General features: G+C 63.9%; 12 protein-coding genes and 1 pseudogene. 7 read left to right on the top strand and 6 right to left on the bottom strand.

Annotated features, from left to right (window positions below; translation table 11 throughout):
* The first annotated feature begins 2 nt into the window (after nucleotides 1–2).
* Nucleotides 3–980 carry an alpha/beta fold hydrolase gene (locus A9971_RS12280; protein WP_183000658.1) on the top strand — a complete coding sequence of 326 codons (978 nt, stop codon included), beginning with the start codon at nucleotides 3–5 and terminating at the stop codon, nucleotides 978–980.
* Here the strand turns inward: A9971_RS12280 and gltS are convergent, their stop codons facing one another.
* Genes gltS through A9971_RS12265 form a run of 3 tightly spaced genes read right to left on the bottom strand, consistent with a single transcriptional unit; the run spans nucleotide 981 to nucleotide 3924 of the window.
* Complete coding sequence (gene gltS / locus A9971_RS12275) at nucleotides 981–2189, bottom strand: sodium/glutamate symporter (protein WP_011058726.1); 1209 nt, start codon at nucleotides 2187–2189, stop codon at nucleotides 981–983.
* Nucleotides 2190–2241: 52 nt separating this feature from the next.
* On the bottom strand, nucleotides 2242–3180 hold the full coding sequence (gene hutG / locus A9971_RS12270) for a formimidoylglutamase (RefSeq protein ID WP_015633817.1): 939 nt from the start codon (nucleotides 3178–3180) through the stop codon (nucleotides 2242–2244).
* An 18-nt stretch (nucleotides 3181–3198) separates the two neighbouring features.
* Nucleotides 3199–3924 carry an IclR family transcriptional regulator gene (locus tag A9971_RS12265; RefSeq protein WP_019093890.1) on the bottom strand — a complete coding sequence of 242 codons (726 nt, stop codon included), beginning with the start codon at nucleotides 3922–3924 and terminating at the stop codon, nucleotides 3199–3201.
* Nucleotides 3925–4183: 259 nt separating this feature from the next.
* Here A9971_RS12265 and A9971_RS12260 point away from each other — a divergent pair, with 259 nt between their 5' ends.
* The gene (locus A9971_RS12260; RefSeq protein WP_041115261.1) at nucleotides 4184–4594 is read left to right on the top strand and encodes a hypothetical protein; all 411 of its coding nucleotides are present in this window, start codon (nucleotides 4184–4186) and stop codon (nucleotides 4592–4594) included.
* Nucleotides 4595–4676: 82 nt separating this feature from the next.
* Here the strand turns inward: A9971_RS12260 and A9971_RS12255 are convergent, their stop codons facing one another.
* The 3 genes and pseudogenes from A9971_RS12255 to gabP all read right to left on the bottom strand — a co-directional run bounded on the left by A9971_RS12255 (nucleotide 4677) and on the right by gabP (nucleotide 8964).
* Entirely contained in the window at nucleotides 4677–4997 is a 321-nt protein-coding gene (locus tag A9971_RS12255) for a hypothetical protein (RefSeq protein WP_011058722.1), read from the bottom strand.
* A 358-nt stretch (nucleotides 4998–5355) separates the two neighbouring features.
* Nucleotides 5356–7386: pseudogene (locus A9971_RS12250) on the bottom strand (DKNYY domain-containing protein).
* A gap of 186 nt (nucleotides 7387–7572) precedes the next feature.
* Nucleotides 7573–8964 (bottom strand): GABA permease, encoded by a 1392-nt coding sequence (gabP, locus tag A9971_RS12245; protein WP_011058720.1) that lies wholly within the window; start codon nucleotides 8962–8964, stop codon nucleotides 7573–7575.
* Between the two features lie 565 nt (nucleotides 8965–9529).
* On the opposite strand from gabP, the gene A9971_RS12240 reads away from it, so the two are divergent.
* The 5 genes from A9971_RS12240 to A9971_RS12220 all read left to right on the top strand — a co-directional run bounded on the left by A9971_RS12240 (nucleotide 9530) and on the right by A9971_RS12220 (nucleotide 13777).
* Nucleotides 9530–10303, top strand: coding sequence for an ABC transporter ATP-binding protein (locus tag A9971_RS12240; protein WP_011058719.1), 774 nt, complete (start codon nucleotides 9530–9532; stop codon nucleotides 10301–10303).
* 13 nt (nucleotides 10304–10316) lie between these two features.
* Complete coding sequence (locus tag A9971_RS12235; RefSeq protein WP_011058718.1) at nucleotides 10317–11069, top strand: ABC transporter substrate-binding protein; 753 nt, start codon at nucleotides 10317–10319, stop codon at nucleotides 11067–11069.
* A gap of 65 nt (nucleotides 11070–11134) precedes the next feature.
* A complete protein-coding gene (locus tag A9971_RS12230; protein ID WP_011058717.1) occupies nucleotides 11135–11827 on the top strand; it encodes an ABC transporter permease in 693 nt (230 codons plus the stop codon).
* A complete protein-coding gene (locus tag A9971_RS12225) occupies nucleotides 11827–12516 on the top strand; it encodes an ABC transporter permease (RefSeq protein ID WP_011058716.1) in 690 nt (229 codons plus the stop codon). The genes A9971_RS12230 and A9971_RS12225 overlap by 1 nt, the downstream gene beginning before the upstream one ends.
* A gap of 49 nt (nucleotides 12517–12565) precedes the next feature.
* The gene (locus A9971_RS12220; RefSeq protein WP_183000657.1) at nucleotides 12566–13777 is read left to right on the top strand and encodes a methyltransferase; all 1212 of its coding nucleotides are present in this window, start codon (nucleotides 12566–12568) and stop codon (nucleotides 13775–13777) included.
* Nucleotides 13778–13802 lie beyond the last annotated feature (25 nt).

Here is a 13802-nt window from a genome sequence, read left to right as displayed (position 1 = left end):
CCATGTCCCTGCTGTCCTCGCCCGACCTGCCTGCCGCCCGCCCCGCCACTGCCGAGCCGGCGCCCGGCCCCAGTGAACGCTTCAGTGAAGTGGCGGCGGACGGTTTCCGTCTTGGCGGCTTCAGCTGGTGCCACGCGCAAGCCGATCCGGCGCGCGCAGTGGTGATCATCAACGCCGCGACCTCGGTGCGCTGCCGCTATTACTTTCGCTTCGCCGACTACCTGTTCGCCAACGGCTTCGACGTGATGACCTACGACTACCGCGGCATCGGCGAGTCGCGCCCGGCCTCGCTCAAGGGGCTCAAGGCATCCTGGTCGGATTGGGGCGCGCTGGATTTCGAAGCCATGCTGCAACGCGCCCGGCGCGAGTTTCCCGGGCAACCGATCGACGTGGTGGGCCACAGCTTCGGCGGCTGCGCCCTGGGCATGGCGGCCTCCGCCGGGGTGATCCGCCGCGCGGCCACCATGGGGGCGCAGTTCGCCTACTGGCGCGACTACGTGCCCGCCCAGCGCTGGCGCATGCTGGGCAAGTGGCATGTGCTGATGCCCCTGCTGACCCGCCTGTACGGCTACTTCCCCGGCAAGCGCCTGGGCTGGATGGAAGACACCCCCGCCGGGGTGGTCCGCGACTGGGCCACCCCGCACCCACGCTACGAAGGCCGCCCCAGCGGCCGCAGGCTGGCCGCAGAGCGCAGTGGGCAGCCCTTCGCCCAGGTCAGCGCCCCGATCCTCGCCATCAGCGTCAGCGACGACCCCTTCGGCACCGTGGCAGCCATCGAGCGGCTACTGGGCTACTTCGACAACAGCACGCGCACCCACTGGCGCATTCGCCCCGAGGACATCGGTGAGGTCGAGATCGGCCACTTCGCCTTCTTCCACAGCCGCTTCGAAAGCCGGCTCTGGCCACTGCTGCTGCACTGGCTGCAGCACGCAAGCCCGGCCCCGAACAGCCCGGGGCAACAGCTGACGCTGGGGCGCTGATCAGGCAAAGGCGTTGATGAACCAGGTGATCAGCGGGATCGCCACGATGTCGATCAATACCGCACCGCACAGCGGCACGATGATGAAGGCCTTGTAGGAAAAAACCTTGTAGTGATCACAGATCGCGCCCATGTTGGCCACCGCATTGGGCGTGGCCCCCAGGCCGTGGCCCATAAAGCCGGCACACAACACCGCCGCGTCATAGTTGCCGCCAAACAGGCGGAACAGCAGGAACACGCACAGCAGCACCATCACCAGCACCTGCACCACCAGGATCACCAGCAGCGGCAGGCCGAGCTGTTCCAGTTCCCAGAACTTCAGGCTCATCATGGCCATGGTCAGGAACACCCCCAGGCATACGTCGCCCAGGGTGCTCACGGCGCTGTCGGGGATGTCGATGATCCGCGCCCGGTCATTGAGATTGCGCAGGATGATCGCCACGAACATGGCCCCCACGTAGCTTGGCAGGACGATGCCCAGGTGCTCGTTCAGCGCGCTGCCGATCCAGAAACCCAGCACCATGATCAGCAGAATGCAGGTCAGCAGGCGCAGCAGGGTCGGCGCATCCAAAGGCGCCACCGAACCCTGGGCAGCGCTTTCCAGGTGCTGCAGGGTACTGACCTGATCGGCCTGGATCTGCAGGCGGTTGCGCTCGATCAGCCAGCGCGCCAGCGGGCTGCCCAGCAAGCCGCCGGCAACCATGCCGAAGGTGGCCGAGGCCAGGGCCGCCGTGGTGGCCCCCACCGCCCCGAGGTTTTCCGCGATCGGGCCAAAGGCCGCCGCCGCGCCAAAGCCACCCTCCAGGGACACCGCACCGGCCATGATGCCCAGCAGCGGATCGATGCCCAGCGCCTTGGCGGCACCGACCCCCACCAGGTTCTGCAGCAGCGCCAGGGACCAGCAGGCCCCCAGGTAGACGAACAGGATCTTGCCGCCACGACGCAGCAGGCCGAGGCTGCCCCCCAGGCCCACGGTGGTGAAGAACGCCACCATCAAGGGCGTCTGGATCGCGGTGTCGAGCTTGATCGCCAGCAGTTGCTGATCGCGCAGCAGCCAGACGATCAGGGCAAAGCCGAAACCGCCGATCACCGGCGCCGGGACACAGAGCTGGGTCAGCCAGCGGCTGCGTTTCTTCAGCTGGGCTCCCACCCCCAGCAGGATCAGGGCCAGCGCCAGGGTGGTCAGCGCGTCCAATTCAAAAGTCGGCATGGCAAACATCTCTTCTTGTCATTGTGGTGTTGCGCGGCGAGGGGTATGCCCCTCAGTGAATCAGGCTGGCCAGCAGACGCGCGGCCACGCGGGCGGTGCGCTGGTCCTGGTCGAGCCCGGGATTGAGTTCGGCAATGTCGGCCACGCGCAATTTGCCGCTGGCCCGAGCACGGCGTACCAGGTGCTCGACCACCTGCACATCCACCCCATAGGCCGAGGGCGCGCTGACGCCGGGAGCCTGGCTGGCCGGCAGCACATCCAGGCACAGGGTCATGTAGAGCACGTCGATACCGTCGAGAAAAGTGTCCAGGCAGGCCTCGACTGCCGGCAGGTTCCAGCCCTGCATCTGCCGGTCCAGCAAGTAGCGCACATCGAGCTCCCGGGCTTGCTCGAACAGCGCCTGGGTGTTGCTCAACTCGCTGACCCCCAGGCAGCAATACTCGAAAGGCATGCCGGCCTGCCGGCAGTATTCGGCGATCTGCCGGAACGGCGTGCCCGAACTGCTTTGCGGCGCATGGCGCAGATCGAAGTGGGCATCGAAATTGAGAATGCCGATGCGCGGGCAGGGCTGTTGGCGGCGCAGGTGATCGGCCAGGCCACTGAAGCTAGCAAAGGCGATTTCATGACCACCGCCCAGCCCCAGGGCCAGGTGCCCCTGTTCGAGCAACAGGCCGAGGCGCTCGGCGTAGCGCTGCTGGGCGCTTTCCAGGTGGTGGTCGGTGCAGGTCACGTCCCCTGCGTCGTACAGCGGGCCGGTGCCGTGCCAGGCCAGGTTGGCCAGGGCCGCGCGCAAGGCTGCCGGGCCCTGGCTGGCACCGGTGCGCCCCTGGTTGCGCTTGACCCCTTCGTCACAGGCCAGCCCGAGCAAGGCGATACCCGCCGGCTGCTGTTCGGCCCAGGGCTGCACCCACTGGTGCCAGCGCCGGGCGGCAAGGCCTTCGGCCAGGTCGATACGACCCTGCCATAGGTGCATGGGGGCGGTGCTGATCATGGTCTTGCTCCAGTCAATTCAATCCAGTCGGGCGCTCAGGCGCTGGGCCGCTTCGCGGGTCCAGCGGATCAGCCGCTCACTGCGCTGTTCGGCGCGGAACGCCGGGGCCATGAGGCTGATGGCGCCTTGCAAGCGGTCACGGCTGTCCAGCAAGGGCGCGCTGACACCCCAGATGCCCAGATCGATCTCGCTCAGGCTCACCGCATGCCCGGCGGCGCGAATGGCCCCGTAGCTGTCCAGGTGCGCGGCGAAATCCGCCTCCTCGACGCCCTGCTGGCGCAGGATCGACAAGCACAGCTCAGGCTCCATGTAGGCCAGCAACACCTTGGCCGAGGCGCCCAGCAGCAGCGGCTGCGCCAGGCCTTTCTGGTAGCAGCAGCGCAAGGGCTGCGGGCTGTCCACCAGCTCGATGCAGATCGCCTGCCCGTTGCTTGGCACCATCAGCGCGACGCTTTCCTGGCTGAGTTCGGCCAGACGGTTGAGCTCCGGCTTGGCCAGGGTCACCAGCAGGCCTTCGCGGTCGAACTTCTTCGCCAGTTGCAGGCAAGCAGGCCCTGGCAGGTAACGGCCCTGGCCATTGTCCTGGGCCAGCCCCCAGCGCAGCAGGGTCTTGAGGTGGCGATAGGTGCTGCTCAGGGGCTGCTGCAGGTTCAGCGACAGCTCCTTGGCAGACATGGCCTCCGGGGATTGCCCCAGGGCCACGAGTATTTGCAGCAGACGGTCAGTGGGCGTGTGGTAGTGCATAGCGGCCTCTTGCAGCCATGGTGCATGGAGTTTCCCGGCAAATGAAATCAGATTCCCAGGCAGTGGGAAAAGGCTGCAAAAAACCTTTGGCACAGGTGCTGCGCCGCAATGGACCTCGGCCCATGCAGGATCGTCGGTACCCGCCTTGAGGCCTTGGCGGGTGCCAGCGCAGCGATTTGCTGGCATCCTTTCCCGCCTGACCGGCCGTTCGCCCCGAATCCGCGAGCGCCGCCCCTTTGCGCAACAAGGTAAGACGCCCATGGCATCGATCGACAAACAACACAAACGTGCCGCCCGGGCAAAGGCCAAGGCCAAGCAGAACCGCGCCAAGCGCACTGCACCGACCTCGGAGCTGGAACTGGACCCCAACGACAGCCGCATCGACTTCGAATCGGTGGACCTGACCGAGCTGTTCGTGAAGATGCGCGACGCCGAGAAAACCAGCCAGCAGGCGCTGTGCACGGCCTTCCTCTCGGACCCGCTGCTGGAACTGGTCTATGAGCAGGAGGGCGAACAGGGCGCCACGGACTTCATCCTTGCGGCGCTGATCGAATACCGTAACTGGTCCACCGAGGCCGACGAGGCCACGGCCCTGGCCTGGATCGAGTCCGAGGCCTTCCAGGCCGACTACATGGCCGCATCCCAGGCACTGTTCAGCGCCGAAGGCTGAGTTTCTTCCGGGCATGAAAAAAGGGCGCATTCAGCAATGAATGCGCCCTTTTCCGTTTCAGCTAAATAGCCTGGCGTGATGCTCAGGCAGCTTCCAGCCGAGGGATTTCCATGCCGATGCGCGAGCTGGCGAAGTTCAGGTCGCCGCTGGCGATGGACTGGGCCTTGAAGCCTGCGCCGATCAGGTCGCGTACATACAGCTTGTTGTAGATGAACATGAACACCAGGTTGCTCAGGCCGAAGGTGAACATGGCCAGCAGGAACATGATGGCAGCCCATTTCCAGTCGGCGCGGAACAGTGCCGGGATGAAGCCGAAGAAGAACACGGTCCAGGAGAAACCGACTGGCGCTTCCTTGATGGCTCCGGTGTTCGGGTTTTTGAAGATGATTTTAGTGAACGCCATGCGCGTCTCCTTGCCGCCCTTTCTTTAAGGGACCAATGGCCGGGCGATCACCATTGAACCCTGAATGCTCGTTCTTCGAGCCGGGACTGTCAGGCAGGCGCTGACACTCAGGAACCATGGCGGCTACGCAGGGAACAAGGGACAGAGGCAGAAGGCGGATTCAGGGCCCCGACAAGCATTCAATCCCTTGCAATACAGCGCTATTCCATAGCTCCTCTCACGCTGGCACGCAAGAGCTCTTATCGAAGAGCGCGCAGGCTACTATTTCGCCAGCGGGCTGTCCATGAAACGCCATGTAACAAGTCACAAATCCAGCAAAAAGGCCACCGTCAATGCTGACGGCAGCCTTTTTTGCCTTTCAGAACGCCAAACTCTCAGAACCGGCGTCCCCTGCCGGGGCCTTCTTCAGTGCCTGGTGGTACTGCTCGGCGCTGATTTCGCTGAGTGTCGCGTAGCCGTCGTACTGGTAGAAACGCTGTTTGTCGCGAGCATGGCGGTCCGCGACAAACTCCAGGCTGGCCAGGTCGATGCGCTTGGCACTCACCGGCCGCCGGCCACAGAACAGCTTGCGCGTGCCCAATTGCAGAAAGTCCGGATGAGGAACCATCACTTCCTCCGGGCTGAATTCAACCTCCAGCGGTTTGCCGGCAGCAAACATCAGTGTCGCGGTGAAGGCGTAGCTGCCCATGACGCGAGTGTGCGCCGGGTCGAGGGGCTTCTTTCTTGCGCCGTAGTAGTACACCGCCCCCTTGTCCCGGGCCCAGCCATGCCCGCATGACTCGAAGCTGGCCAGATCCGCTTTGGCCATAGGCTCGGGCACCTGATAAAAGACACTGTGGCAAAAAACCCTCTGGCCATCGGTCAGGTACGGGCCGCCCAGGGCACGGTAATGATCGGCGCAGGCCGAAGAGAATCGCTCCGGCACCCGGGTCTCGGCGCGATGAAAGGGGATCAGATACAAGCCATTGGCGTCGCCACACAGGTGTGTGTCCAGCAGCTTGAAACTACCGGCATCCAGACCATTGATGGGGCGGCCATGGAAGTGCACCTGGCTCCCCAGCTCGAACCCGGAGCCGATGGAACGCAAGGCCTGGGCTGTTGACGCCGATGGTGCCTGCAAGCGATGCCACCAATAATCTTGCAACTGCGGATGCGCCTCGAAGTACGCCGACCACTCTTGCAGCATGATGTCATCGATCACCCCATCCGAACCGAGCGGGCCGTGCCTGTCACCCACCAGCAACGGCGAATAGTTGCCTTCGCCACGCTCCAGCTGGGCCACCACAAAACTCTCTACATCCACGTCCAGCGGCTTGCTGCGCCGGTAGACGCGATGCCGGTCAGCGTAGTAATCGAATCCCAGGTGACGGAAACTCGGGCCATCGGCACCACGCAGGCGGGTGCCATTGCAGTAGACGAACTGATCGTCCACGGCAAAGTACGGGTCCGCCGCTTCACTCTGGCTCAAGATCCGGCCACCGGCATCGAACACCGACTGAACACGGTTCAGCAGGCGGAAGTCACCGACATAGCGCAGGGTTTTTCCGGTCAGGTAATAAGCACGCCGTGCGTCCTTGGCGTAGCGCTCGTTGAGCACGCTGAAAGTCGCCAGATCGACGTTGTCGATGCGGTAGAAATACTCATAGGCGATGCTCGAGCCCTGCTGCGCCTGGACGATCACCGAATGCCCATCCGTACCCCAGCGCCAGGCCAGCATCTGGAAGCCATCCGGATTGGCAATCGGCAACGGCGAACCGTCCTTCTGATGCAGCACAACGCCGCCCCGGCAGACTTGGCCGCTGATCACTTGATAAGCCGGATGGTTGGTACCGCGTACCTGCTGCTCCGCGCTGGCGATCGCTCGGGCGCCGAGGAAGACCTTGTCCCCGTCACTGAACAGCACCGACCCCGCAGGCCAGTTTTCTGGCACCGGGTGCACAAGCGCCAGGCGCTCAGGCTGCGCGCCGTCGATCACCTCCTGCCCGTAGTCATGACAGAAGTAGGCACGGCACTGATCACGCCAATGGTCATGGCCCAGGGTCTGCAAGCCCCGACACACACGCACCGGCAAGGCTTGCAACGGGTGGTAGCCATAACGCGCGAAGTAACGGGGCAACGCTTAATAATCGGCCCGCGCATCACGCAGCAGGTGCCGATGAACACGATGTCGCCAGAGCGGCTCGCCCTCTACCAGGGGGGAAGCCGGGAATTGCTCGGTCGCGGCCTGGCAAGCCTGCTCAGCCGGGGTCCGCCCTTCACGCTGCAGCATGAGGTACACGTCCCGGGCTCGCTCCTCCACCAACAGCGCCCCTTCCACGAAGGCGAACCCTTGATGCCATTCGAGGTCGAGCAGTTCCCACTCGGCATCATCCATATCCAGGTCTTTCATCGCTGCATCCCAAGCTAACCGAGTGGCGGATTATCAGCAGGCGCCCCGGGTGGGTAAAGCGCCCCGTCGCCAGGCCGCGAGCGAGCCTCTGCCCGCCACCAGCAGCCCCCCCAAGTTGCATCCGGACATGAAAAAGGCCGCGGTCATTTCTGAGCGCGGCCTTTTCATAAAGAGCGGAGCAAACCGTCAGTTCAGTGCCAGGGCACCATTGCGCTCGGCCTTGCGCCGACGGGCCACCATCAGGCCGGCAGCGATGACGATGACACTGAGCAGGCCAGTGGCGAGGATCTCTACCCGGTGCTCTTCCTGGAACAGCATGATGCCCAGCACCGCGACGATGAACACGATCACAGCGTAAGTCAGGCCCGGGAACAGCCACATGCGGAAGGCGATCTTCTCGCCGGCAGCCATGCGCTTGTGGCGCATGCGCAGTTGCGAGACGGCAATCACCAGGTACACCAGCAAGGCGATGGCGCCGGAGCTGGCCAGGAGGAATTCGAACACCGCCGCCGGAGCGACATAGTTGGCGAACACCGCGAGGAAGGCCGCAGCGGTGGACAGGATCACCGCCCAATAAGGCGTGCCGCTGGCGTTGGTGCGCTTGGCGGCGGCCGGGGCATCGCCACGCTTGCCCAGGGAGAACAGCATGCGCGAGGCAGTGTAGAGCGCCGAGTTCAGGCAACTGGTCACGGCCACCAGCACCACCAGGTCAACGATCAGCTTGGCATTGGGGATGCCCATGCGGTCGAGCACGGTCTGGTAGGAGCCGACCTGGGCCAGGCTCGGGTCGTTCCACGGCACCAGGGCCACAACGATAAAGATCGATACCAGGTAGAACAGGCCGATCCGCCAGATCACCGAATTGGTGGCCTTGGAGATCTGCTTGCCCGGGTTGTGGGATTCCGCCGCGGCGATGGTGACGATCTCGGTGCCCATGAAGGAGAACATGGTGGTCAGCATGGCGGCCAGTACCGCGCCCATGCCGTTGGGCATGAAGCCCTGGGTGTCCACCAGATGCGATACGCCGCTGACCTGGCTGTTGGGGAGCAGGCCGCAGATGGCGGCGAGGCCGAGGATCACGAAGCCGATGATGGCTACCACCTTGATCAGGGCGAACCAGAACTCGAACTCACCGTAGTTCTTCACGCTGAACAGGTTGGTGGCGGTCAGCAGCAGGGTGATCACCAGAGTGAAGACCCAGATCGCCACGTTGGGGAACCAGGCATGCAGGATGGTCGCGGCAGCGTTGGCTTCCAGGGGAATCACCAGCACCCAGAACCACCAGTACAGCCAACCGATGGTGAAACCGGCCCAGTGGCCGATGGCGCGGTCCGCGTAGGTGGAGAACGATCCGGTGTCCGGCGAAGCCACGGCCATTTCCGCCAGCATGCGCATCACCAGCACCACCAGGGTGCCGGCGGCAGCATAGGCCAGCAGCACGGCGGGGCCGGCTTCGGCAATGGCGTGGCCGGAGCCGACGAAGAGGCCTGCGCCGATCACACCGGCAATCGACAGCATGGTCACATGCCGCGGTTTGAGCCCCTGTTCAAGGTCATTGGAGAGTTGCGTACCGCTCATGAAAAGCACCTTTGCAACGAAAAAAGAGTAACTCCACCCGGTCTGCATTCGTTCTCGTAAAAAGAATCCAACAGGGCGTTCTTTATATCGCACGCAAGAATTGCGCCAAAATGTTACAGAACCCCGGGCAACAAGGGTTGGCGAGCCGACCGATGGAAATCCCAAGTCATTGAGAACAATGGCATTTCGCCATTTCGTTACCGGCCGACTCACTTGCAGGACGAAATGGCGCACCAAAAACACACCCGAAAAGCAGCCGATGAGCGATTAGAGTGCAGATCCATGACCTTTGGCCCGTTAACCCTTCCAACACCCGGCCAAAGCTGGCACCATCGCGCCTTTTTTTACGCGACACCTACCGGATTTCAGGCGGATCCAGGGTTCAAACAGGCGTTCGGTTGTTGATGGGGCGACAGTCTTCTGTGCTGATGCGACAACCTGCCACACACCGTCTGTTTACCTCCGGTAGCGCTGTTGGCTGCGCTTGGAACCCTATGCTAGCTTGGCGCCTCGCCAGGAAGGCCGCCCAACAGCAGGAGCACAATGAACTCAATGAGGACCGCACATGGCTGAGGCCACGCCCGCGCTTGAAATCCGCAACTTGCACAAACGCTACGGCACTCAGGAGGTACTCAAGGGTATCTCGCTGACCGCACGCGACGGTGACGTGATATCGATCCTGGGTTCCTCCGGCTCCGGCAAGTCCACTTTCCTGCGTTGCATCAACCTGCTGGAAAACCCGCACCAGGGCCAGATCCTGGTGGCCGGCGAAGAGCTCAAGCTCAAGGCCGCGAAAAACGGCGAGCTGGTAGCCGCCGACGGCAAGCAGATCAACCGCCTGCGCAGCGAAATCGGGTTCGTCTTCCAGAATTTCAATCTCTGGCCGCACATGAGCGTGCTCGACAACATCATCGAGGCGCCACGCCGGGTGCTGGGCCAGAGCAAGGCCGAGGCCATCGAAGTGGCCGAGGCGCTGCTGGCCAAGGTCGGCATCGCCGACAAGCGCCACGCCTACCCGGCACAGCTGTCCGGCGGCCAGCAGCAGCGCGCCGCCATCGCCCGGACCCTGGCGATGCAACCCAAAGTCATCCTGTTCGACGAGCCGACCTCGGCCCTGGACCCGGAAATGGTCCAGGAAGTCCTCAACGTGATCCGCGCCCTGGCCGAAGAAGGCCGCACCATGCTGCTGGTCACCCACGAAATGAGCTTTGCCCGTCAGGTCTCCAGCGAAGTGGTGTTTCTGCACCAGGGTCTGGTAGAAGAGCAAGGATCGCCACAGCAGGTCTTCGAGAACCCGCTTTCGGCACGCTGCAAACAATTCATGTCCAGCAACCGCTAACGGAGCTACACGCATGCAGAGCTATAAGAAAATCCTCCTGGCCGCTGCCGTCACCCTGGCCTTCAGCGCCAGCGCTGCCGCCGAGACCCTGAAGATGGGCATCGAAGCAGCCTACCCACCGTTCAACAACAAGGACGCCAGCGGCCAGGTCGTGGGCTTCGACAAGGACATCGGCGACGCCCTGTGCGCCAAGATGAAAGTCGAGTGCACCGTGGTCACCTCCGACTGGGACGGCATCATCCCGGCCCTGAACGCGAAGAAGTTCGACTTCCTGATCTCCTCGCTGTCGATCACCGATGAGCGCAAGCAGGCGGTGGACTTCACCGACCCGTACTACTCCAACAAGCTGCAGTTCATCGCGCCCAAGGCCAAGACCGACTTCAAGACCGACAAGGCCTCGCTCAAGGGCAAGATCATCGGCGCGCAACGGGCGACCCTGGCCGGCACCTGGCTGGAAGACAACCTGGGCGACGACATCACCATCAAGCTCTACGACACCCAGGAAAACGCCTACCTGGACCTGACGTCCGGCCGCCTGGACGCGATCCTGGCCGACAAGTACGTCAACTACGAATGGCTCAAGAGCGACGCGGGCAAGCCTTATGAGTTCAAGGGCGAGCCTATGGTGGAAAGCGACAAGATCGGCATTGCCGTGCGCAAGAAAGATCCACTGCGCGAGAAGCTGAACGCCGCCCTGAAAGAAATCGTGGCCGACGGCACTTACAAGAAGATCAACGACAAGTACTTCCCGTTCAGCATCTATTGATACTGACTTGCCTGACCGGCGCTCGCCCCCTGGGCGCCGGTCCTTAGCAAAGCCATCCAGACCCCATGAATATCGATCTCTACGGATTCGGCCCGGCGCTCGCCGCCGGCGCGCTGATGACCGTCAAGCTGGCCCTCTCGGCGTTATGCCTGGGACTGGTGCTCGGCCTGCTCGGCGCCTTGGCCAAGACTTCCCCGTACAAGCCACTGCGCTGGCTTGGCGAAACCTATTCGACCATCGTGCGCGGCGTCCCGGAACTGCTGTGGGTGCTGCTGATCTACTACGGCACGGTGAACATGATGAGCGCGCTGGGCGAGCATTTCGGCAACCCCGATCTGGCCCTCAGTCCGTTTCTCGCCGGGGTGATCGCCCTCGGGCTGTGCTTTGGCGCCTATGCCACTGAAGTGTTTCGTGGCGCGATCCTGGCCATCCCCAAGGGCCACCGCGAGGCCGGCACCGCGCTGGGCCTTTCCAAGTTTCGGATATTCAGCCGCCTGATCCTGCCGCAGATGTGGCGCATCGCCCTGCCGGGCCTGGGCAACCTGTTCATGATCCTGATGAAGGACACCGCGCTGGTGTCAGTGATCGGCCTTGAAGAAATCATGCGCCACGCGCAGAACGCCGTGACCTTCGCCAAGCATCCCTTCACCTTCTTCATGGTCGCGGCCTTCATGTACCTGGGCCTGACCGTGCTGGCCATGACCGGCATGCACTTCCTGGAAAAACGCGCCGCCCGCGGCTTTGTGAGGACGACGTAATGGAATGGGAAGTCATCTACAAATGGCTGCCGAAGTTCATCCAGGGCGCGACGCTGACCCTGGAGTTGGTGGGCATCGCCGTGATTCTCGGTTTGCTGCTGGCCATCCCCTTGGGCATCGCCCGTTCGTCCAAGCTCTGGTACGTGCGCGCCCTGCCCTACGCCTACATCTTCTTCTTTCGCGGCACGCCGCTGCTGGTGCAGCTGTTCCTGGTGTATTACGGCCTGGCGCAGTTCGATGCGGTGCGCGACAGCTTCATGTGGCCCTACCTGCGCGACCCGTTCTGGTGCGCCACCGCCACCATGACCCTGCACACCGCGGCCTACATCGCCGAGATCCTGCGCGGCGCCATCCAGGCCATTCCCCCCGGTGAGATCGAAGCCGCGCGGGCCCTGGGCATGTCCCGGCCCAAGGCGCTGTTCTATATCATCCTGCCGCGGGCGGCGCGCATCGGCCTGCCGGCCTACAGCAACGAAGTGATCCTGATGCTCAAGGCCAGCTCCCTGGCCAGTACCGTGACCCTGCTGGAACTGACCGGCATGGCGCGCACCATCATCGCCCGCAACTACCTGACGGTGGACATGTTCTTCACCGCCGGGGTGTTCTACCTGTTGATGTCGTTCATCCTGGTCCAGGCCTTCCGCCAACTGGAACGCTGGCTGCGGGTCGACGCCTGCCAGGGACGCTGATCTTCTCCCGCTCCCGCCAGGGAGCGGGCCTGCCCCGGACGCCATGACCATGCCTGCGATTCTCCAAGGCCCTGCGCTGCTCAGCCGTTTCCAGGCCCTGGACCGTTTTTTGCTGGAACACCAGGCCCTCTGGCGCCCGCGTCCGTTCAACCACCTGCAACTGCCGTGGGAAACCGCTCATCCCGAACTCGCCCAGTGGTTGCGCCAGCGCTCCCTGGAAGACGCCGAAGCGGCCCACAACCACCCGGAGCAACTCCAGGCACCGGCCCCCTTTACCCCACTGGCGGAGCAGGCCCGAGCACTCGGTGCGGTGGGCGAACTCCCCATAAAGGCACTGCCCGCGCCTCACCCACGCCTCAATGTCGACGTGCCCGGGCGCAAGTGGCAGCAGATCGAAGCCTTCGCCGCCTGCCTGCAATTCGACCGCACACCGACTCACTGGCTCGACTGGTGCTCCGGCAAGGGCCACCTCGGCAGGCGCCTGCTGCAACCCGAGCAGCAACTGACCTGCCTGGAATACGACCCGGCGCTGATCGAGAGTGGCGAGCAACTGAGCCGGCACCACGGTTTGCCCGCCCGCCATCTGCAACAGGACGTGCTGGCCGATGACACAGCCCTGCGCCTGCACGCCGAGCACAGCCCGGTGGCCCTGCACGCGTGCGGCGATCTGCATGTGCGCTTGATCCAGCTGGCCAGCCAGCAGGGTTGTCCACAGCTGGCCATCGCCCCCTGCTGCTACAACCGCACCCGCGCCAGCCACTACCAGGGCTTATCCACAGCCGCCCAGGCATCCCCCCTGGACCTGTCCCTGGAAGACCTGGCCTTGCCCATGAGCGAAACCGTCACTGCCGGTGCCCGAGTTCGGCGTCAGCGCGACACCTCCATGGCCCGCCGCCTGGCATTCGACCTGCTGCAACGGCAAGTGCGTGGCCTCGACGAATACCTGCCGACGCCATCCCTGCCCAGCCACTGGCTGGACAAACCCTTCGCCGACTACTGCCGCGACCTCGCCGCCCTCAAGGACTTATCCACAGTCGATTGCCAGGATTGGGCCGCGCTCGAAGCGGCCGGCTGGCAGCGCCTGGCCCAGGTGCGCAACCTGGAACTGCTGCGGGGCCTGTTCCGCCGCCCCATGGAGTTGTGGCTGGCGTTGGACCGCGGGCTGTTCCTGCAAGAGCAGGGCTATGCCGTGCGCCTCGGAACCTTCTGCGAGGCCCCCTTGACCCCGCGCAATCTGCTGCTGCTGGCAGAGCGCCCGTAACCGCCTGGTACGACAGGTCCGACCC

Origin of the sequence: Pseudomonas sp. UME65 (assembly GCF_014170225.1) — a bacterium.
GTDB lineage: Bacteria > Pseudomonadota > Gammaproteobacteria > Pseudomonadales > Pseudomonadaceae > Aquipseudomonas > Aquipseudomonas protegens.
The sequence above is the reverse complement of the archived record's forward strand: the minus strand, read 5'-3'. Positions and strand labels throughout refer to the sequence as shown.

What these genes read in the sequence shown, in the direction of transcription:
- A9971_RS12280 (WP_183000658.1), top strand. Translation starts at nt 3, where the DNA reads ATGTCCCTGCTGTCCTCGCCCGACCTGCCTGCCGCCCGCCCCGCCACT.
- gltS (WP_011058726.1), bottom strand. Translation starts at nt 2,189, where the DNA reads ATGCCGACTTTTGAATTGGACGCGCTGACCACCCTGGCGCTGGCCCTG.
- hutG (WP_015633817.1), bottom strand. Translation starts at nt 3,180, where the DNA reads ATGATCAGCACCGCCCCCATGCACCTATGGCAGGGTCGTATCGACCTG.
- A9971_RS12265 (WP_019093890.1), bottom strand. Translation starts at nt 3,924, where the DNA reads ATGCACTACCACACGCCCACTGACCGTCTGCTGCAAATACTCGTGGCC.
- A9971_RS12260 (WP_041115261.1), top strand. Translation starts at nt 4,184, where the DNA reads ATGGCATCGATCGACAAACAACACAAACGTGCCGCCCGGGCAAAGGCC.
- A9971_RS12255 (WP_011058722.1), bottom strand. Translation starts at nt 4,997, where the DNA reads ATGGCGTTCACTAAAATCATCTTCAAAAACCCGAACACCGGAGCCATC.
- gabP (WP_011058720.1), bottom strand. Translation starts at nt 8,964, where the DNA reads ATGAGCGGTACGCAACTCTCCAATGACCTTGAACAGGGGCTCAAACCG.
- A9971_RS12240 (WP_011058719.1), top strand. Translation starts at nt 9,530, where the DNA reads ATGGCTGAGGCCACGCCCGCGCTTGAAATCCGCAACTTGCACAAACGC.
- A9971_RS12235 (WP_011058718.1), top strand. Translation starts at nt 10,317, where the DNA reads ATGCAGAGCTATAAGAAAATCCTCCTGGCCGCTGCCGTCACCCTGGCC.
- A9971_RS12230 (WP_011058717.1), top strand. Translation starts at nt 11,135, where the DNA reads ATGAATATCGATCTCTACGGATTCGGCCCGGCGCTCGCCGCCGGCGCG.
- A9971_RS12225 (WP_011058716.1), top strand. Translation starts at nt 11,827, where the DNA reads ATGGAATGGGAAGTCATCTACAAATGGCTGCCGAAGTTCATCCAGGGC.
- A9971_RS12220 (WP_183000657.1), top strand. Translation starts at nt 12,566, where the DNA reads ATGCCTGCGATTCTCCAAGGCCCTGCGCTGCTCAGCCGTTTCCAGGCC.